16 protein-coding genes are annotated in these 18,859 nt (G+C 74.0%); 10 read left to right on the top strand and 6 right to left on the bottom strand.

Annotated elements, in window-relative coordinates; genetic code table 11:
- Window positions 1-234: 234 nt before the first annotated feature.
- The 3 genes from H7H31_RS23900 to H7H31_RS23890 all read right to left on the bottom strand — a co-directional run bounded on the left by H7H31_RS23900 (window position 235) and on the right by H7H31_RS23890 (window position 2,992).
- Window positions 235-1,002 (bottom strand): GNAT family N-acetyltransferase, encoded by a 768-nt coding sequence (locus tag H7H31_RS23900; protein ID WP_187064579.1) that lies wholly within the window; start codon window positions 1,000-1,002, stop codon window positions 235-237.
- Window positions 1,003-1,043: 41 nt separating this feature from the next.
- Window positions 1,044-2,021, bottom strand: a complete 978-nt coding sequence (locus H7H31_RS23895; RefSeq protein ID WP_187064578.1) for a GlxA family transcriptional regulator — start codon at window positions 2,019-2,021, stop codon at window positions 1,044-1,046.
- 95 nt (window positions 2,022-2,116) lie between these two features.
- The gene (locus tag H7H31_RS23890; RefSeq protein WP_187064577.1) at window positions 2,117-2,992 is read right to left on the bottom strand and encodes a S1 family peptidase; all 876 of its coding nucleotides are present in this window, start codon (window positions 2,990-2,992) and stop codon (window positions 2,117-2,119) included.
- Window positions 2,993-3,134: 142 nt separating this feature from the next.
- Here H7H31_RS23890 and H7H31_RS23885 point away from each other — a divergent pair, with 142 nt between their 5' ends.
- A complete protein-coding gene (locus H7H31_RS23885; protein WP_187064576.1) occupies window positions 3,135-4,514 on the top strand; it encodes a GlxA family transcriptional regulator in 1,380 nt (459 codons plus the stop codon).
- Between the two features lie 422 nt (window positions 4,515-4,936).
- Window positions 4,937-5,512: a snapalysin family zinc-dependent metalloprotease gene (locus H7H31_RS23880; RefSeq protein ID WP_187064575.1), complete on the top strand. Its 576-nt coding sequence runs from the start codon at window positions 4,937-4,939 to the stop codon at window positions 5,510-5,512.
- Window positions 5,513-5,838: 326 nt separating this feature from the next.
- Here the strand turns inward: H7H31_RS23880 and H7H31_RS23875 are convergent, their stop codons facing one another.
- Window positions 5,839-6,294, bottom strand: coding sequence for a tellurite resistance TerB family protein (locus H7H31_RS23875; RefSeq protein WP_187064574.1), 456 nt, complete (start codon window positions 6,292-6,294; stop codon window positions 5,839-5,841).
- A 598-nt stretch (window positions 6,295-6,892) separates the two neighbouring features.
- Between H7H31_RS23875 and H7H31_RS23870 the strand changes: the two genes are divergently transcribed.
- From H7H31_RS23870 to narI, 5 genes are all read left to right on the top strand, one after another.
- Window positions 6,893-7,939: a tellurite resistance/C4-dicarboxylate transporter family protein gene (locus tag H7H31_RS23870; protein ID WP_187060831.1), complete on the top strand. Its 1,047-nt coding sequence runs from the start codon at window positions 6,893-6,895 to the stop codon at window positions 7,937-7,939.
- A 188-nt stretch (window positions 7,940-8,127) separates the two neighbouring features.
- Window positions 8,128-11,730, top strand: a complete 3,603-nt coding sequence (locus H7H31_RS23865) for a nitrate reductase subunit alpha (RefSeq protein ID WP_187060833.1) — start codon at window positions 8,128-8,130, stop codon at window positions 11,728-11,730.
- Window positions 11,730-13,349, top strand: coding sequence for a nitrate reductase subunit beta (narH, locus tag H7H31_RS23860; RefSeq protein ID WP_232110049.1), 1,620 nt, complete (start codon window positions 11,730-11,732; stop codon window positions 13,347-13,349). The genes H7H31_RS23865 and narH overlap by 1 nt, the downstream gene beginning before the upstream one ends.
- A gap of 169 nt (window positions 13,350-13,518) precedes the next feature.
- Window positions 13,519-14,118 (top strand): nitrate reductase molybdenum cofactor assembly chaperone, encoded by a 600-nt coding sequence (gene narJ / locus H7H31_RS23855; protein ID WP_187060830.1) that lies wholly within the window; start codon window positions 13,519-13,521, stop codon window positions 14,116-14,118.
- Window positions 14,119-14,262: 144 nt separating this feature from the next.
- Window positions 14,263-15,054 carry a respiratory nitrate reductase subunit gamma gene (narI, locus tag H7H31_RS23850; protein ID WP_187059942.1) on the top strand — a complete coding sequence of 264 codons (792 nt, stop codon included), beginning with the start codon at window positions 14,263-14,265 and terminating at the stop codon, window positions 15,052-15,054.
- Between the two features lie 127 nt (window positions 15,055-15,181).
- Here narI and H7H31_RS23845 read toward each other — a convergent pair whose 3' ends face one another.
- Window positions 15,182-15,778: a TetR/AcrR family transcriptional regulator gene (locus H7H31_RS23845; protein WP_187059941.1), complete on the bottom strand. Its 597-nt coding sequence runs from the start codon at window positions 15,776-15,778 to the stop codon at window positions 15,182-15,184.
- Between the two features lie 141 nt (window positions 15,779-15,919).
- Between H7H31_RS23845 and H7H31_RS23840 the strand changes: the two genes are divergently transcribed.
- The 3 genes from H7H31_RS23840 (at window position 15,920) to H7H31_RS23830 (ending at window position 17,851) form a co-directional block, all read left to right on the top strand.
- On the top strand, window positions 15,920-16,348 hold the full coding sequence (locus tag H7H31_RS23840) for a RidA family protein (protein WP_187059940.1): 429 nt from the start codon (window positions 15,920-15,922) through the stop codon (window positions 16,346-16,348).
- Between the two features lie 38 nt (window positions 16,349-16,386).
- Window positions 16,387-17,505 (top strand): alkene reductase, encoded by a 1,119-nt coding sequence (locus H7H31_RS23835; protein WP_232110048.1) that lies wholly within the window; start codon window positions 16,387-16,389, stop codon window positions 17,503-17,505.
- A 151-nt stretch (window positions 17,506-17,656) separates the two neighbouring features.
- Window positions 17,657-17,851, top strand: a complete 195-nt coding sequence (locus tag H7H31_RS23830) for a DUF7848 domain-containing protein (RefSeq protein WP_187059498.1) — start codon at window positions 17,657-17,659, stop codon at window positions 17,849-17,851.
- Between the two features lie 13 nt (window positions 17,852-17,864).
- On the opposite strand, the gene H7H31_RS23825 is transcribed toward H7H31_RS23830, so the two are convergent.
- Window positions 17,865-18,788 (bottom strand): MOSC domain-containing protein, encoded by a 924-nt coding sequence (locus tag H7H31_RS23825; RefSeq protein WP_187118078.1) that lies wholly within the window; start codon window positions 18,786-18,788, stop codon window positions 17,865-17,867.
- Window positions 18,789-18,859 lie beyond the last annotated feature (71 nt).

Raw genomic sequence — 18,859 nt, 5'->3', positions numbered from 1 at the left:
AGGGCCGTCGATCGGGCCGCGCCGGCGGGTCGATTCGGCGTCGTGGCGCGCGCGTTGCCCCGCCGCGCGGCGACGCGGCAACGGAGGGAAGGGGGACGCGGCGGCGCGGCGGGCTCAGTTCCAGGGGGTGGCTGGCTGGTCGTTGAGGTGGGTACAGAAGCGGGTGCCGGCCGGGGCGTCGCCGTGCGCCCAGAAGGTCCAGCCGCCGGAGTTGACCCGCCCCGGCCCGCCCCCTCACCGGTCGCGGTCGAAGCAGTGCAGGCGGCCGATGTCGGTGAAGCCGCGGCGCCCGTACCACTCGCGCGGCCAGTCCGCCGCGTCCGCGATCAGGAACCGGGTGCCGCAGTCGGCGTCGGCGGCCCAGTGCAGCGCCGTGGCCAGGACGGCGTCGGCGTGGCCGCGTCGGAGGTGGGCCTCCGAGGTGACCAGGTCCTCGATCTGGGCCAGGGCCGTGGCCGGGTCCAGGTAGAGGTCGGCCCAGGAGGCGACCTCCCCCTCCGGCGTCCGGGCGCCGATGAACCGCACCACGTCGGCCCCGCGCCGGCGGGCCTCGCGGCGCTCCACGAGGTGGCGTACGACCTCGTCGTCGGCGTCCGGCAGGAAGCCCCGCCAGCGCCGGGTGAGCGGGGCGCGCAGCGCGTCGAGGTCCACCTCCTCCGCGCGGCCAGCGGGCGGCACCGGGCCGGTGTGCAGCATGACCAGGTAGCGGGAGTGCGTGTACCCGGCCCGGAGCAGCGGTTCGGCGCAGGCCCTGCCGGTCGCGTCGTCCAGGACGGTGATCATCCGGTGCGGCAGGTGGCGCAGCGCCTCGTCCGCGATGGCGGGCAGCGCATCGGGGTCGACGGCCGCGTCGACGAAGACCTGGTTGTCCGCGCGGGAGTGCGCGAACGCGTCGTCGTACACGGCGAACCCGCCCGGGAGTTCGACGGTACGGGCGGCCTGGCGGCGGGCGAAGGTGGCCAGGAAGGAGTAGCTGCGCTGGAGTTCTGAGGTCGTCGGCATGGGGGGAGGTTAGGCGGCGACGCGCGCCGGGCGCCCGGGAATTAGCGCTGGTGGGGGCGGGGGTTCGCGGTACGGCGCGCCTTCCGGTACGCCGTGCGGTACGCGCGGGGCACGGCGCCCGTGGCGCGGCGGAAGTGCCGGCGCAGGCTCTCGGGGGAGCTGAACCCCGCGCGTTCGGCGACCCGCTCCACGGGCTCGTCCGTGTCCTCCAGCAGGTGCCGGGCCCGCTCCAGCCTCGCGTGCAGCAGGTACTGGAGGGGGCTGTGCCCGGTGTGGTCCCGGAAGCGCCGGTTGAGGCTGCGCACGCTCAGCCGGGCGTGGGCGGCGATGTCGGTGAGGGTCAGCGGGCGGTGCAGGTTCGCCTCCAGCCACCGTACGGTCGGCTCCAGGCCCGCGGTCGCGGCGATGCCCCGATCGATCTCCTCCTGCGCGGAACTGGCCTCCGCGAGCAGGGGCCGCAGGAGGTGGCGGAGGGTCGCGGCGACGACCCGGGGCCCGTGGTCCCGCTCGATGAGCGCCAACACCAGGTCCAGTCCGCCGTGGACGCCGGCGCCGGTGAGGAACGGGCCGTCCGCCACGGGGGCGCCCTCGGGGTCCACCACCACCCGGGGGTGGCGCGCCGCCAGCTCGGCGGCGTGCTGCCAGGTGGTGGTGGCGCGGCGGCCGTCGAGGAGGCCGGTGGCCGCGAGGGTGAAGGTGCCCGTGCCCACCGCGAGGAGCCGGCTCCCCCGCTCGGCCGCCGCCCGCAGCGCGGCCACCACCTCCGCCGGCGGGTCCCCGAGGGGGTCCGCGCGGCCGGGCACGATGACGGCCGCGGCGTCGGCGAGGCCCGCGAGGCCCCAGGGGGCGGTGACGGTCATGGCGGCGGGGGCGCCGGTGGTGAAGGTGCGCGCGGGGGCGCACACGCGCAGCTCGTAGCCGACCCCCGAGCTGTCGCGGGCGGCGCCCAGCACCATGCCCGGCGTGCTGAGCTGGTGTGCGGGCATCCCGTCGAGCGCGAGCAGCGCGACCACTGACATGGCGCGAACCTAGCCTCGGCCGGCGCTGGCCGCGCGGCCGGGGCCGGGTCGTCGGGTCAGCGGTCGTCGCACGGTCGCGTGGTCGCGTCGTCGCGTCAGCGGTGGGTGGCCAGCACCTTGGTCAGCCACGCGCGGTGCGCGGGCACGGAGGTGTACACGCCCGGGCCGGTCGCGCAGTGCGGGTCCGCGTCGCCGTCGCCGGAGGTCGTGCCGACGAGCTGCCAGCGCCCGTGCACCCGCTGGATCTGCGGGCCGCCCGAGTCGCCCTTACACGCCATGGCGTCGGGGACGCGGCTGGCGGTGCACAGCTCGGTCGCGGCGTCGATGTCCTGGCACGCTGAGGCGGGGGCGCGGCGGGTGTTCAGCTCCTGGAGCCGCTCGGGGAACACCCAGTCCTTGAAGTCCAGTTCGTCCACGACGGTGCCGAAACCGAGCACGCGGGTGGGCGCGCCCACCCGCGCCTCGCGGTCGGCCATCCGGATGGGCTGCTGGGTGACGGGGCGGTCCAGCTTGAGGAGGGCGATGTCGTGGTGCGAGCGCACGGGGCTGGTCGCGTCGTAGCCCGGGTGCACCACCTTCTTGACGATCTTGCGCACCGTGCCGCCGGAGGTGCGGTGCTCGCTGCCGATCCGCACCGTGCCCGCCGGGTGCGCCCCCACCGATCCCGGCTGCTGGGCGCAGTGTCCCGCGGTGACCACCCACTGCGGGGCGACGAGCGCGGCTCCGCACACCCCCTCGACGTCCTTCCCCTCACCCTCGCCCGTCTCCAGGGCCATGGGGATCGAGGCCATGAACGGGTACGCCTGGGTGGAGTTCTTGCCGTTGATGACGGCGTGGGCGCTGGTGCTGGCGGTCGTCGCGCACAGCGCGGTGGCCGCGCCGACCAGCGCGGCGCTGGTCAGCAGCCGGCGCGCCCGCCGGGAGCGGCGGGTCGGCTGGGGGGTGGGGCTCGGCGGGGTGTTCTGAGGCATGACGAAGTCCCTTCGCGTGCGGGCTGGTGGAGCGCCCGGGCGGTGGGGTGTTTCCCCTGTTCCGCGGCGCGTTCCTCATCCTCCGCGAGACGACAAGGGCCGAAGAACCGACGCTGGTGCCACCCCTGGTTAAATTCTGGCCATGCCCGTGGTCGCACTGCTCCTCCTCGACGGGGTGCCCGCCCACCAGGTCACCGCCGCCGGCATCGTCTTCGGCTCCGCCTCCCCCCTCGCGTACCGGCACGCGCCGTACGACCTGCGGTTGTGCTCCGCGTCCGAAAGCCCGGACGGCGCCCCGGCCGGCGTGGCGACCGAGGGGCCGGGGTCGGTGCGGATCGCGGTCGACCGGGGGCTGGACGGCCTGGCCGACGCGGAGACGGTGATCGTCACGGGGCACGCGGGGTTCCGGGCGGAGCCGTCGGCCGCGGTGGTGGAGGCGGTACGGGCCGCCGCCGACCGTGGCGGCCACGTCGGCGCGATCGGCACCGGGGTCTTCCTGCTGGCGGCCACCGGGCTGCTCGACGGGCGCCGGGCCACGACGCCGTGGCGGCACGCCGCGGAACTGGCCCGCCGCCACCCCCGCGTCACCGTCACCCCCGAGGAGTCGTTCGTGGCCGACGGGCCCTTCCTCACCTCCGCCGGGGTGTTCGGCGGCAAGGAGCTGTGCCTGCACGTCATCGGGCTGGACCACGGTGAGGAGGCGGCCGTCGAGGCGGACCGGCACCTGTTCCTGGCCCTGCCCCACCCCGCCGATCCATCACCGGCCGCCGGACCGCCACCTGCCGCCGGACCGCCACCGGCCGCCGGACCGCCACCGGCCGTCGGATCGCCACCGGCCACCGGGCCGCGCGGGCGGACCGCGCCGGAGGGGGCCGCCGGGCGTGGGGCGTACGGGGCGAAGGAGGCTTACGGGGCGGACATCGAGGCGCAGGGGGGTCAGGGGGCCGACGGGTCCTATGGGGCCCATGGGACCCGAGATGCTCAGCGCGCCCAAGGCAGCGAGGGGACCGGCGAGGTGGAGGCCGTCGCGCGGTGGATGGCGGCACGGCTCGACCGCCCGCTGACCCTCGCGGAGATCGCCGACCACGCCGGCATGAGCGTACGGAGCCTCAACCGGCGCTTCCGCGCGGACACCGGCCTCTCCCCGCTCCAGTGCCTGCTGCGCGCCCGGGTCCGCCGGGCGCAGTGGCTGCTGGAGCGTACGGACCTGCCGGTCGGCCAGATCGCGACGCAGACCGGCCTCGGCACCCCGGCCAACCTCCGCCACCACTTCCAGCGCCACAACGGCACGACCCCCGGCACCTACCGCGCGGCCTACCGCTCGCTGGCCGGCATGTTCGCCGCCGCGGTAGGCACCGAGACGGACGGGGCGGACCCGGACGAGGCGGGCACGGACGGAGCGGGCCCGGACGGGGCGCGGGCGGACCGGACGGACGCGGAACCGGCGGCAACAGAGGTGGCGGCGGAAGCGGGCGAGCACGTCGCGCCGGGTGGCCCGTTCGGCTCACCAGACAGCCCCTGACCAGCGAAGAAGCCCAGCGGACACGTCACGTCACGGTGTTATAGATAACTGCTATCTCCACGCGGCCAACGCGGAACGGTACCGTCGCATTCGGCTGCCACCCGTGACCCCCGGGCCACCATCGCCTCGCCCGGCCCCTCCCCCTACCCCCCACCCACGGGACACGGCGGCCCTCACGAAGCACCACATCCACCGGCTCCCCGGGCGGCGGAGCACCGTCGGCGCTCGCCGTCGACGGTCCGCGTCCGCCCGTGTTCTGGTCGCGATGGCGGGGCGTACGACCCCCGTGGCGGGTCCCCTACGGAACCCGGTCCACGGTCGGTCTCCCCGTACCGCCCGAGCGACCCGCTCACCGGTCGGCTCCCCCCTGGCCGTGCCGGCTCGCGGCGCCGTCGAGTCCCATCCATCGAGTGGAGATGTGTATGAATTCCCGGAAGATCCTGAGAGCATCGCTCGCGCTCTGCACGACGGGCCTGCTGTTCGGCTCGGGCGTGCAGGTCGCGTCCGCGACCGGCCAGGCCGACGAGCGCGGCGCGCAGGCCGCGGCCCGGGTGGTCACGTACGACTCCAGCGGTGCCGCCGAGTTCAAGGACGCGGTGACCCAGGGTGCCGCGGCCTGGAACGAGAGTGTGAAGAACGTCCAGCTCAAGCCGGTCCAGCCGGGGCAGCGCGCCAACATCATCGTCGTCGCCGACAACGGCTGGCCACGGGCCCAACCCACCTCGCTGGGCAACGGTCGGGTGTGGATGGGACGTCAGGCCGTGAACCAGGGCCACAACACCGTCCGCATCGCCTCGCACGAGCTGGGCCACATACTCGGCCTGCCCGACGTGAAGCCGGGCCCGTGCTCCAGCCTGATGTCCGGCGCGTCGGCCGGCACGTCCTGCACCAACCAGTACCCGAACGCGCAGGAGAAGGCTTCGGTGGAGCGGAAGTTCGCCGGCGCCAAGGTGTACGCGCGGGACGTGGCCCCGAAGTTCGCGCTGACCGTCTACTAGGTCCGCGCGGGCGGGCCGCCCTCCGGGCGGCCCTCGGTGACCCGGCGGGGTCGTACGGAGCGAGCGACCCCGCCGGACCACCACGGCCCGCACGCCGGCCCGGCCTCGGCGGGGGCACACGGGCCGCGCGCGGCCGAACACCCAACCGTCCGGGCGCGCCCGCGCGCGCCCGGGCTTTCCTGGGGGAAGGACGACGGCGGTGGGGAGGCGGGCTGACCCGCTTCCCCACCGCCGGCGTCTCACCGCTCGTACGCGCCTGCCGTCTCAGCGCTCGGCGCGCCTGGCTTCTCAGCGCACGAACGCGCTCAGAGGCCGCCGGCTCGGCTCTAGAGGTCGAACTCGCCGGGCGCGATGTCGAGCGCGTAGCAGACCTCGCGGACGACGGCCTGCTCGGTCAGGTCGAAGTCGCCGTCCGCGCCGCCGATGACGATGCCGATCTGGATGACGGCACGCGCCTCGACCGGCTTCTTCTTGACCTTGCCGATGTCCTGGATCAGGGACACCTTGCCGAACTCGAAGTCGGCGGCCAGCTTGTCGAGGTACTCGTTGAAGCGGCGCTGCAGATCGTCGGCGGGGAAGTTCTGGAGCACGTCGTTGGTGGCGATCAGCGAGGCGACGCGCTGTCGCTCGGAGGGGTCGACCGACCCGTCGGCGGCGGAGACCAGGGCACACATGGCCATGCTGGCGTCCCGGAACGCGCCGCTCTTGAGGTCGTTCTTCTTCGCCATCAACTGGGTCTGCATCGACGACGCGGACTCCTTGAGTTTGTCCCACAGGGCCATCGGTAACTTCTCCTCGTGTCATCGGCGGCGGCCAGAGGCGCCCTCGGCGACGCCATGGGTCCATCTACAACGATGTAGAAGCTAGCAGGCCCGGCTCCCGTCCGTGGCCGGGCCCGGCGCCTCCCCGCCGCGACGCGCCACCCCACCACCGGCCCGCGCCGCCAGCGCTCTCCGGCTGCCACCCGCCCCACCTCCACACCAGCCCACATCCAGCCCCCCGGAAGCAGGGGGCGCACGCCCGCACCGAGGCCGCCCGGCGCCGGTGACGCAGCGGATGCCGGACCCTCCGCCGAACGCGGGCAACGCGCCCCCAACCGCCCACACCAGGCCCGCCCAGGAGACCGCGAGCCGACCGCCAGGGGCGGGCCGTGCGCGCCCGCGTGCGCCGGTCGTCCGGTTCGCCGAGGGCGCGGCGGCGGCGACACGCGGGCCCAACTCCCGGGCCCGGGAATAGCGTTGCCCACGTGGCGGTAAAGCGTCGGCCATGTCCGAGGGGCGCGTGGGGCCCCTCCCGGGTGGCCGGTTTCTCATGGGGCGCGGGGGGCGCGGGGCGGTCGGTGGGGTGGGGGTGTGCGGGGGTGGTGGGACGCTGCCGGGCATGACAGGGACGCAGGGGGTCAGTGGGCGGGTGCGCGGGTTGGCGCCGGCCTGTTTCGCGCCGGTGATGGCCACGGGGATCGTCTCGCGCGCCGTGGCGACCAGCGGCGCGCGGCGCCTTTCGTGGCCGCTGCTCGGGCTCGGCCTGGCGGGGTTCGCCCTGCTGACGGCGGCCCTTGTCTGGCGGCTGCTCGCGTACCGCGCGCAGCTCGCGGCGGACGCGGACGCGCCGGCCAGGGTGTTCGGCTTCTTCACCTTCGTGGCCGGCTCCGAGGTGCTCGCGGCGCGGCTGGCCGGCGCGGGCGCGCGGGCCGTCGCGCTCGCGTTGTGCCTGGTGGCGGCCGTGGTCTGGGGGTGTGTCGCGGCGCGGGCGGCGCGCACGCTGCGTCGCTCGCCGCATGCCGCGCGGGCCGCCGACGGCACCTGGTTCCTGTGCGCCGTCGGGCTCCAGTCCGTCGTGGTGGCCGGTACCGCGCTGGGGCACGGGCCGTGGGTCCGGGGCGTGTTGTTCGGCTGTTGGGTGGCCGGCCTCGCGTTGTACGGGGCGGTGCTCGGCGCCGTCGGCTGGCGGTTGCGCCGGTATCCCGTACCGCCGTCGGCCCTGACGCCCGCGTACTGGGTGGCTATGGGTGCCTGTGCGATCAGCGTGTTGGCGGGCGCGCAGGTGGTCGGGCTCGGTTGGGCGGCCGGGCCGCGCCGGGTGCTGGTCGGGGCGCTGCTCGTGCTGTGGGGCTGGGCGACGCTGTTGCTTCCGGTGCTGGTCGCGGCCGGGTACTGGCGGCACTGGCGGCATCGGGTGCCCGTGCGCTACGAGCCCACCCAGTGGTGCGTCGTCTTCCCGCTGGGCATGTACGCCGTGGCCAGCCGCGCGCTGGCCGAGGTGTCCGGGGTGGCCGCGCTGCGCGCGGTGGGCGGCGGTGTGACCTGGGTGGCGGGTGGCGCGTGGCTGTTGGTCGCCCTGGCCATGGCGGGCCTCCCCCTGAGATTCACGCGTCGTACACCGTCCGCGCCAACGAACTCGCCGGGTTCCGGCCAAAATCAGTTTTAAAAGGCAAGCAAAGCTCGATGAGCGGTCGCGTCAAGAACCGCAGTGACCGCTTCCGCACGCTCCGTGCGCTGGTCCACGCTGCGCTGAGCAATCGGCAAGCGGCTGAGAGGGGGCCCGTGGTGGCCTCGAACACGTTCGGGCTGCGCGTGGGGCGTTCGGCTGACGCCGCCGAGCGCGCCCTGCTGGCCATGGGGAAGATGCTGAACAAGGCGCCGGTCAGCCCCGACTCCCGCGCGGTCTTCCGTACGGACCAGAGCGTCAACGACGCCCCGTACCGGGACCGTTGGGCGCACGACAAGGTGGTGCGCTCCACGCACGGGGTCAACTGCACGGGCTCGTGCTCCTGGAAGGTCTACGTCAAGGACGGGTTGATCACCTGGGAGACGCAGGCGACCGACTACCCGACGACCGGCCCCGACCGGCCCGAGTACGAGCCGCGTGGCTGCCCGCGCGGCGCCTCCTTCTCCTGGTACACCTACTCGCCGACCCGGGTCCGCTACCCGCACGCGCGCGGGGTGCTGGTCGAGCTGTACCGGGAGGCCCGGCAGCGGCTCGGCGACCCGGTGGCCGCCTGGGCCGAGATCACCACCGACCCCGACAAGCGCCGCCGCTACCAGTCGGCGCGCGGCAAGGGCGGCCTGGTGCGCGTCGGTTGGGACGAGGCCCTGGAGATCGCCGCCGCGGCCCACCTGCACACGCTGCGCGCGCACGGCCCGGACCGGATCGCCGGCTTCTCGCCCATCCCCGCCATGTCGATGGCCTCGCACGCGGTCGGGGCGCGCTTCCACGCGCTGATCGGCGCGCCGATGCTCTCCTTCTACGACTGGTACGCGGACCTGCCGATCGCCTCCCCGCAGGTCTTCGGCGACCAGACGGACGTGCCGGAGTCCGGGGACTGGTGGGACGCGGCGTACCTGATGCTGTGGGGCTCCAACGTCCCCGTCACCCGCACCCCGGACGCGCACTTCATGACCGAGGCCCGCTACCGGGGCCAGAAGGTCGTGGTGGTCTCGCCCGACTACGCCGACGCGACGAAGTTCGCCGACGAGTGGCTGCACCCGCACCCGGGCACCGACGGGGCGCTCGCGATGGCGATGGGGCACGTGATCCTCACCGAGTTCTTCGTCCAGCGGCAGGTGCCGTACTTCCTCGACTACGGCAAGCGGTTCACCGACCTGCCGTTCCTGGTGGAGCTGACCCCGCACGGCGCCGACGGGCACACCCCCGGCAGCTTCCTGACCGCCGCCGACCTGGGCCTGGACGAGGGTGACGGGCCCGGCACCGGCCGCTACAAGCCGGTCCTGGTGGACGCGGTCACCGACCAGGTGGTGGTCCCGAACGGCACGTTGGGCGAGCGCTGGGGCAAGGGCGGCGAGGGCCGCTGGAACCTGGACCTCGGCGAGGTGGACCCGCTGCTGACCTTCCACCGCGCGGACGGCGACGGGCCCAGTGCCCGCGTGGTGCTGCCCCGCTTCGACGCCGAGGACGCCGGCTCGCTCAGCCGCGCGGTCCCGGTGCGCCGGATCGGCGACCGCCTGGTGACCACCGTCTTCGACCTGCTGCTGGCCCGGTACGGGGTGCGCCGCGCGGGGCTGTCGGGCCAGTGGCCGACGGGGTACGAGGACGCGTCGGTGCCCTGCACCCCGGCCTGGCAGGAGACGATCACCTCGGTGCCGGCACGGGCGGCCATCCGTACCGCGCGGGAGTTCGCCCGCACCGCCGAGCAGACCCGCGGCCGGTCCATGATCGTGATGGGCGCCGGCACCAACCACTGGTTCCACTCCGACACCATCTACCGCTCGTTCCTCTCGCTGCTGCTGCTCACCGGCTGCCAGGGCCGCAACGGCGGCGGCTGGGCGCACTACGTCGGCCAGGAGAAGGTGCGTCCGTACGCCGGCTGGCAGCAGTTGGCCACCGCCGCCGACTGGGCCCGCCCCTCGCGGCAGATGGCCGGCACCCCGTACTGGTACGTCCACACCGACCAGTGGCGGTACGAGAACGCGCCCGCCGACGCGCTCGCCTCGCCCGCCGGGCAGGGCCTGTTCGCCGGGCGGCACACCGCCGACCTGGTGGCCGAGTCGGCCCGGCGCGGCTGGATGCCCTCCTACCCGACGTTCGCCGGCAACCCGCTCGACCTGGGGGCCGCCGCCCGCGCCTCGGGCCGCGCCCCCGCCGACTGGGCCGCCGACGAGATCGCCGCGGGCCGGCTCGGCTTCGCCTGCCAGGACCCGGACGCGCCGGAGAACTGGCCGCGGGTGCTGACCGTGTGGCGGGCCAACCTGATCGGCTCGTCCGCCAAGGGCAACGAGTACTTCCTGCGCCACCTGCTCGGCGCCGCCGACAACGCGGACGCCGACGAGGTGCCCCAGGGCGCCAGGCCGAAGGAGGTCAGGTGGCGCGCGGAGGCGCCGCGCGGCAAGCTCGACCTGCTGCTGGCGCTCGACTTCCGGATGACGTCCACGACGCTCTTCGCCGACCTGGTGCTGCCGGCCGCCACCTGGTACGAGAAGCACGACCTGTCCAGCACCGACATGCACCCCTACGTGCACGCCTTCTCGCCCGCGATCAACCCGCCCTGGCAGGCCCGCACCGACTTCGACATCTTCCACGGCCTGGCCCGCAAGCTCAGCGAGTTGGCCAGGGGCCGCCTGGAGGTCGCGTACGACCTGGTGCCGACCGCGCTCCAGCACGACACACCGGGCGAGGCGCCACCACCGGGCGAGACGCTGCCGCAGTTCGCCCTGGTGGAGCGGGACTACACCACGATCGGCGACAAGATGGCCGCCTTCGGGCCGCTGGCCGAGCGGGACGGCATCGTCGTCAAGGGCATCACGGTGCGCCCGGAGCCGGAGGCCCGCTGGCTGGCCCAGCGCTGCGGCACCGCGACCGAGGGGCCGGCCGCCGGGCGCCCGCTGCTGGACACCGACGTCAAGATGTGCGAGGCGATCCTCGCGCTGTCCGGCACCACCAACGGGCGCCTCGCCGCCGAGGGGTTCACCGCCCTGGCCGAACGCGTCGGCGCGGACTCGGGCCTGGCCGAGCTGGCCGCCTCCGTCGCCGAGCGGCGCATCGTCTTCTCCGACACGCAGGCCCGCCCCGTACAGGTCGGCGCGAGCTTCGAGTGGTCGGGCAAGGAGGGGGCCGAGCGCCGGTACGCGCCGTTCACCATCAACACCGAGCACGCCAAGCCCTGGCACACCCTCACCGGCCGCCAGCACTTCTACCTCGACCACGCCTGGATGGCCGAGTTCGGCGAACAACTGCCCATGTTCCGCCCGCCGTTGAACATGGCGGCGCTCGGCGAACGCCCGCGCAAGGGCGGCGGCCGGGAGCGCTCGGTGACCGTCCGCTACCTCACCCCGCACTCGAAGTGGTCCATCCACTCCGAGTACCAGGAGAACCTGCTCATGCAGACGCTGGCCCGTGGCGGCCCGGTCATCTGGATGAGTCCGCAGGACGCCGAGGCGATCGCCGTGGCGGACAACGACTGGATCGAGGCCGTCAACGCCAACGGCGTCGTGGTGGCCCGCGCGATCGTCTCGCACCGCATGCCGGCCGGCACCGTGTTCATGTACCACGTGCAGGAACGCCTGGTGAACGTGCCCAGGTCACAGGCGACGGGCCGGCGCGGCGGCGTACACAACGCCCTGACCCGGCTGCTCATCAAGCCCACCCACCTCATCGGCGGCTACGGCCAGCTCTCCTTCGCCCCCAACTACTACGGCCCCACCGGAAACCAGCGCGACGCGGTCACGGTCATCCGCCGCCGCTCGCAGGAGGTCGACTACTGATGCCCCCGCGCAAGGCGCCCATCGGCCGGGTGATGGCCCAGGTCGCCATGGTCATGAACCTCGACAAGTGCATCGGCTGCCACACCTGCTCGGTCACCTGCAAACAGACGTGGACCAACCGGCAGGGCACCGAGTACGTCTGGTTCAACAACGTCGAGACCCGCCCCGGACAGGGTTACCCGCGCCGCTACGAGGACCAGGAGACCTGGCGCGGCGGCTGGGAACTGCGGCGCGGCAAGCTCGTGCCGCGCTCGGGCGGCCGGCTGCGCCGGCTCTCGCGGATCTTCGCCAACCCGGAGCTGCCCGCGCTGTCCGACTACTACGAGCCGTGGACGTACGACTACGCCAACCTCACCGACGCGCCGCTGGGTGACGACGTGCCCACCGCCCCGCCGCACTCCCTCATCGACGGCCGCCCCATGGCGATCGGCGCCGGCCCCAACTGGGACGACGACCTCGGCGGCGGCCCCGAGCACACCGCGAAGGACCCGCTCCTGGAGCGCGTCAGCGAGACCGTGCGGCTCGAGTACCAGGACGCGTTCATGTTCTACCTGCCGCGCATCTGCGAACACTGCCTGAACCCGTCCTGCGTGGCCGTCTGCCCGTCCGGGGCGATGTACAAGCGCGTCGAGGACGGCATCGTGCTGGTCGACCAGGACCGCTGCCGTGGCTGGCGGATGTGCGTCAGCGGCTGCCCGTACAAGAAGGTCTACTTCAACCACTCCTCCGGCAAGGCCGAGAAGTGCACCTTCTGCTACCCGCGCATCGAGGCCGGCGAGCCCACCGTGTGCTCCGAGACCTGCGTGGGCCGGCTGCGCTACCTCGGCGTCATCCTCTACGACGCCGACCGGGTGGACCGGGCGGCGGCCGTGCCGGACGAGAAGGACCTCTACGAGGCCCAGTTGGAGTGCTTTCTCGACCCGGGCGACCCGGAGGTGGTCCGCGCGGCCGAGGCGTCCGGCATCCCGCACGACTGGCTCACCGCCGCCCGCCGCTCCCCCGTACACGCCCTGATCAGCCAGTACCGGGTGGCCCTGCCGCTGCACCCGGAGTACCGCACGATGCCGATGGTCTGGTACGTCCCGCCGCTGTCGCCGATCGTGGACGCGCTGTCCCAGGGCGGCCACGACGGCGAGGACGCGGGCAACCTGTTCGGCGCCATCGACACGCTCCGCATCCCGCTCTCCTACCTGGCCGAACTCTTCACCGCCGGCGACGTGGAGCCGGTGGCCGCCGCGCTCCGCAGGCTCGGCGCCATGCGCGCCCACATGCGCCACCACAACCTCGGCGAGGAGCCCGACCCCGCCATCGCGGCCAGCGTGGGCATGGACCCGACGGCGATCGAGACCATGTACCGCCTCCTGGCCCTGGCCAAGTACGACGAGCGGTACGTGATCCCCACCAGCTACGTCGCCGAGCCCGGCAGCCCGCTGGACACCGGGTGCAGCCTGGACGGCGAGGGCGGGCCCGGCATGTACGAGGCCGACGCGTTCCACACCGCCCCCGGCGCGGGCCCCGAGCCCGAGCACGCCGGGCTCGCCCTGCGCGGCCGGGTCAACCTCCTCAACTGGGACGGCGCCGGCCGCCCGGACGGACTGTTCCCGGAGACCACCGCGTGAGCGCCCGGCAGGCGGGGGCAGGCACGCGAAGCCCACGCACCACGCCAGCGGGACCGGCCGCACCGTCCGTACCCGGCACACCGCCCGCGCCCCACACGCCGAACACACGCATCGCGCACACCACGCAGATCACGCAGGTCACGCGCATCGCGCCAACGGGACCGGCCGCATGAGCGCGCCCGCCGTCCACCAGGCGGCCTCGCTGCTGCTCTACTACCCCGACCAGGACTGGCCCGGCCGGCTCGACGCGGTCGCCGCGCAACTGCGCGCGACCCGCCACCCGGCCGCCGGGCCACTGCTGCGGTTCTGTGCCGAGGCCGCGCGGGCCCCGGTGCTCGAAGCCGCCGCGCACTACACCGACGTCTTCGACCGCACCCACCGGCGCACCCTGCACCTGACGTACTACACCGACGGCGACACCCGCCGCAGGGGCGGCGCGCTCGTCGCGCTGCGGGAGGTCTACCGCGCCGCCGGCTGGGAGCCCGACCCCGCCGAACTGCCCGACCACCTGCCCCTGATGCTGGAGTTCGCCGCCCGCTGCCCGCGCGCCGGCACCCGGTTGCTGCGCGGCCACCGCGCCGGCGTCGAACTCCTCCGGCTGGCCCTCGAAGCCCACGGCACGCTCTACGCCCACGTACTCGACGCCGTCAGCGCCACCCTGCCGGGCCCGCGCCCCGCCGACCGCGCCGCGGCCCGCCGGCTGGCCCGCACCGGGCCGCCCACCGAACACGTCGGCCTCGAACCCTTCGCCGCCCGCCCCCCGTCCTGACCCGGGCCCACGGCGCCCCGCCCCTCCCAGACCCCGACTCCCCCACCTCCCCCAGCCCCCACCCCCGCCAACTCCCCGGACCCGCCCGACCCGTCGTCTTCTCCCCTGCCCCGCGCAGGGACGCCGCCGCGAAGGAGCCCGCTGGTGGACCACCTACACACCGCGCTGTGGGGCGTGCTGCCCTACCTGGTCCTGGCCTGTCTGGTCACGGGCACCGCCTGGCGGTACCGCTACGACCGGTTCGGCTTCACCACCCGCTCCAGCCAGTTGCACGAGAACCGGCTGCTGCGCATCGGCTCGCCGCTCTTCCACTTCGGCCTGCTGCTGATCCTGCTGGGCCACATCGTGGGCTTGCTCGTCCCGGAGCGCTTCACCGAGTGGCTGCACGTCACCGAGGCCCAGTACAGCGCGGGCGCCCTGGTGGCCGGCAGCCTGGCCGGGCTGATGGCGACCGGCGGCCTGGCCATCCTGCTGTGGCGGCGCACCCGGGTACGGGCCGTACGCCGGGCCAGCTCGCGCAGCGACCGGGTGCTCTACCCGGTACTGGCCGCGACGCTGGTCGCCGGCCTGATGAACACCATGGTCACCCCCGCGACCAGCGACTACGACTACCGGCTCGGCGTCTCGGTCTGGGTGCGCAGCCTCTTCACCCTCGACCCCGACATCTCCCACATGGCGGACGCCCCCCTCCAGTTCCAGCTCCACGCCGTGCTGGCCATGGCCCTGTTCGCCCTGTGGCCGTTCAGCCGCCTGATCCACGCCTTCACCGCCCCCGTCGGCTACCTCTTCCGCCCCTACGTCATCTACCGCGCCCGTGGCCACCGCCCGCACGGCCCCCACGGCCCACGCGACGGCTACCGCTCACGCGGCGCCCGGGGCCGGGGCGGCGAACGGCCTGTTCCCCTGGTGGGGACGGGGCGCGACGCGGGGCGTTGACGGGCTGGGTCGGCTCGTTGCGGCGGGAGCCGGCCCGGCACGCCGCCCCGCCACACGCCGGCGAGGCGAGGCGACACGGCCGGGATCGACCAACAGCGTCCTCAACGGGCCGACGGAAGCGGTTCGTTCACTCCGCTTCCGGCCGGGGCCGCAGGCCGAGCAGGACGTCCTGGACGAGTTCGGCGCTGCGCCTGACCGCGTCCTCGCCGAAGCCCAGGAAGTGCCGGTAGTGGATCGGCGCGTAGAAGAGGTCGACCATCACGTCGGTGGGCACGTCGGAACGGAGCTGTCCGGCGGCGACGGCGGACTCCAGGCGGGCCCGGCACTCCGCGATGCTGGGCTCAAGGATCGTCTCGCGGAACGCCTTCATCAGCTCCGGGTCGTTCTGCGCCTCGCCCATGACACCTTTGTAGGCTTCGCTGATCCGGCCGGTGACCAGCCGCTGGCTCACGGCGGTGATCTGGGTCGCGAGGTCGGCGGCGATGTCACCGGTGTCCGGGAAGCGGAAGTCGTCGCCCAACTCCTCGCGCATCGCCTCCAGCACCACCGCGCCCTTGGAGCGCCACCAGCGGTAGATCGTGGGCTTGCCCACGCCCGCCTGGGCGGCGATGGCCTCGATGGTCAACTTCGCGAAGCCCTTGCGGTTCACCAGGTCGAACGCCGCGTCGAGGATCGCCCGGCGGGCGCGCTCGCTGCGCCGTTCGCTGTTCGGATCGGAAATCATGAGCCTCACCCTACCGCTCGCGTTACGTTACGTTTCGTTTTGACAAGGCCCCTGGAGTGATCTAGCGTCGGTTGACGTTACGGAACGTTTCGTAACGCCAGCCCGCGAGGTCGCCGAGCCTCGCCAGCACAGGGGAGAGAGATGTCCAGCAACGAAGGCGCGCCCGCCACCACGGGACACATCGAGAAGATCGCGACCACCCCGGACTGGTACGCGCCCTACCGGATATCCCAGGCCGTCCGGGCCGGGGGCTTCGTGTACGTGTCCGGGCAGGCGGGCTTCACGGAGGACGGGACGACCGTCGCGGGCGGGTTCCTGGCGCAGGGGCGGCAGGCGTTCGGGAACGTCGGGCGGGTGCTGGAGGCGGCCGGACTGACCTTCGCGGACGTCGTCAAGGTCGGCATCTTCGTACGGGACATGGCGACGAACCTCCCGCACGTGATCACGCTGCGCGGCGAGTTCCTGGCCGAGCCCTACCCCGCCGACACCCTCGTCGAGGTCGTCTCGCTGGCCCAGCCCGACTGGCAGATCGAGGTCGAGGTCATCGCGCTGGACCGGAGCGCCGCGTGAGGGCCGGGGTCGTGACGGGACGGGCACAGGGGGCGGGAGTGACGGAAGAGAGTGGGGACGTGCGGGAGTTGCTGACGCCGTACCGGGCGGGCCGACTGGAGCTGGCGAACCGGCTGGCGATGGCCCCGATGACGCGGGGCCGGGCCGACGACGTGACGGGAGTGCCGAGCCCGCACGCGGCGACGTACTACCGGCAGCGCGCCGGGGCCGGGCTGCTGATCACGGAGGGCGTGTACGTCAACGCGCTCGCCAAGGGCGGCCCCGGCATCCCGGGCCTGGTGACCGACGCGCAGGCACGTGGCTGGCGGGAGGTGACCGACGCGGTGCACGCCGAGGGCGGCACGATCTTCGCCCAGTTGTGGCACGTGGGCCGGATGACCCACCCGCTGACGCTCCCGGACGGCGAGCTGCCGGTGGCCCCGTCGGCCGTCGCCATCGAGGGGAGTCGGATCTTCACCCGGGACGGCCTGCTGGACCACGTCACCCCGCGCGCGCTGACGGTCGGCGAAATCGCCCGAACGGTGGGGGACTTCGCGTCCGCGGCCCGACGCGCGATCGGGGCGGGCTTCGACGGCGTGGAGATCCACGGCGCGAACGGCTACCTGATCCAGCAGTTCATCGCCGACAACACCAACCTGCGCACGGACGCGTACGGCGGCTCGGTCACCGGCCGTCTACGGTTCGCCGTGGAGGTCGTCGAGGCGGTCGTGGCCGAGGTCGGCGCGGACCGTGTGGGGCTGCGTATCTCGCCGGACAACGCCGAGAACCAGCTCGCGGAGACCGACGCCCGCACCACGTACCGTGCGCTGGTCGACGCGCTGGACCCGCTGGGCCTGGCCTATCTGCACGTGTTGCGCAACGGTGCCTACGCGGCCATCGCGGACCTGCGGACGCGTTGGTCGGGAACGCTCGTCGCCAACACGAACGGCCCGGCGCCGAGCAGCCCCGACGCGGGGGCGCGGCTGGTGCGGGACGGCCACGCGGACGTGATCGCCCTCGGTCGCCTGTTCATGACCAATCCCGACCTGCCCGCCCGGCTGGCCAACGGCACCCCGCTCGCCGGCCCACCGACGGAGAACGTGTACGGGGGCGGGGCGGAGGGTTACACCGACTACCCGGTCGCGACGGACGAGCCCCGGGTTCCGGCGGTCGCCTAGCCACCCGGCGCGCGGCCCGGCCCCCACGCCTTCCCGCCGTACCACACACCCCTCCCCCACCGCACAGATCGGGCGTATCCCACCACCCCGGCGGGCCGTTCGGCCTACGCTGCCCGCGGTGTTCCGTTCGCCCCACTCCCCCGGAGGGCCCGTGTCTCGTGAAGCGTTCTGTGTGGCGGCCGACTGTCGGGCGACGTCCGGCGGGGTGGAGCGGCAGGAGGAGGTGGACGCCTGGTGCCTGGACCATGCCGAGCGACACCCGGGGCACGACCGGTTCCGCCGCGTCGTCACCGAGTACCGGCTGATCGGCGAGGCTCGGACGGATCGCGGGACGAGCGCCAACTAGCCTTCTAATCCAGCTAGTTGAGTTCACCGTCGGTCGGCGCCGTCTCGCCCAGGCGGACCGGGTCGCCCTGGCGTACGTGCCCGGGGCGGACCACGCGCGCGTAGACGCCCGCGCACGGTTGGGGGCCCATGCCCGGGTGGGGTTCGACGCGGTTGTGGGTGGCGGGGACGCGCAGGGCGTGGGTGTCGCGGGGCAGGGGGCCGTGGGCCAGGGTGGGGATGGCGCAGCGCGGAGTGGTGGACAGGATCTGCAGCGTCAGTTCGTCGCCGATGTGCAGGTGGCGGCCGACCCAGGCGTTCTCCGGGAAGGCGGGCGATGGGGTGGGGGCGCCCGGCGTCGGGGGTTCGGTGGGGACGGACACGATGATGTTGGGGCGGTAGCGCTCGACCTCTACCGTGCCGCGCGGGCTCAGTTCGGCGATGTGGGCCAGGGTGGCGGAGGTGATGAGGTGGAGCGGGGCGAAGTCGAAGAAGGTGCCGTCGGGCGCGCCCGTGCCGATCTCGGTCTCGTCGTGGCCCACCTCGGCGTCGATGCCGGCCGCCAACACCTCCTCCGGCTTCGAGCGCTCCAGGGTGGCGCCGGGTGGTGGGGTGTGGGCCACCCGGACCGGTGCGCCGAGCAGTGCGCTGAGGATCGCGTCGGCCTTCTCGTCCGTGGCCAGCAGGGTGCGGCCGTCGGGGAGGGCGATGCGCACGGGCGGCTCACCGGCGCCGGTGGCGCCCGCCTCGCCCGCGTCCCCCACCGTGGCCGAGAGGGTGAGCAGGTCGCGCCAGAGCCGTGGGTTCTTGGCGCTGGCGATCTTGCCGGTCTCGCGGTGCACCAGGGCGATCCGTCGGTCGTGGCGTAGGCCGCGCCGCGTGACGTCGGCCTCGGCCAACTCCTCGCCGAGCATCGACTTGACGGGATAGCGCCGCAACGTACGTACCGTGCCCAGCATCGCTTCCGCTCCTCTCGGCCACCCCGCGCGCCGGGGCGGGCCCCGTCGACCGTACCCAACGCCCGATCACG

Source organism: Streptomyces buecherae (assembly GCF_014295035.1).
GTDB lineage: Bacteria > Actinomycetota > Actinomycetes > Streptomycetales > Streptomycetaceae > Streptomyces > Streptomyces youssoufiensis.
Note: the sequence above shows the minus strand (reverse complement) of the source record. Positions and strands in the feature narration are given on the sequence as shown.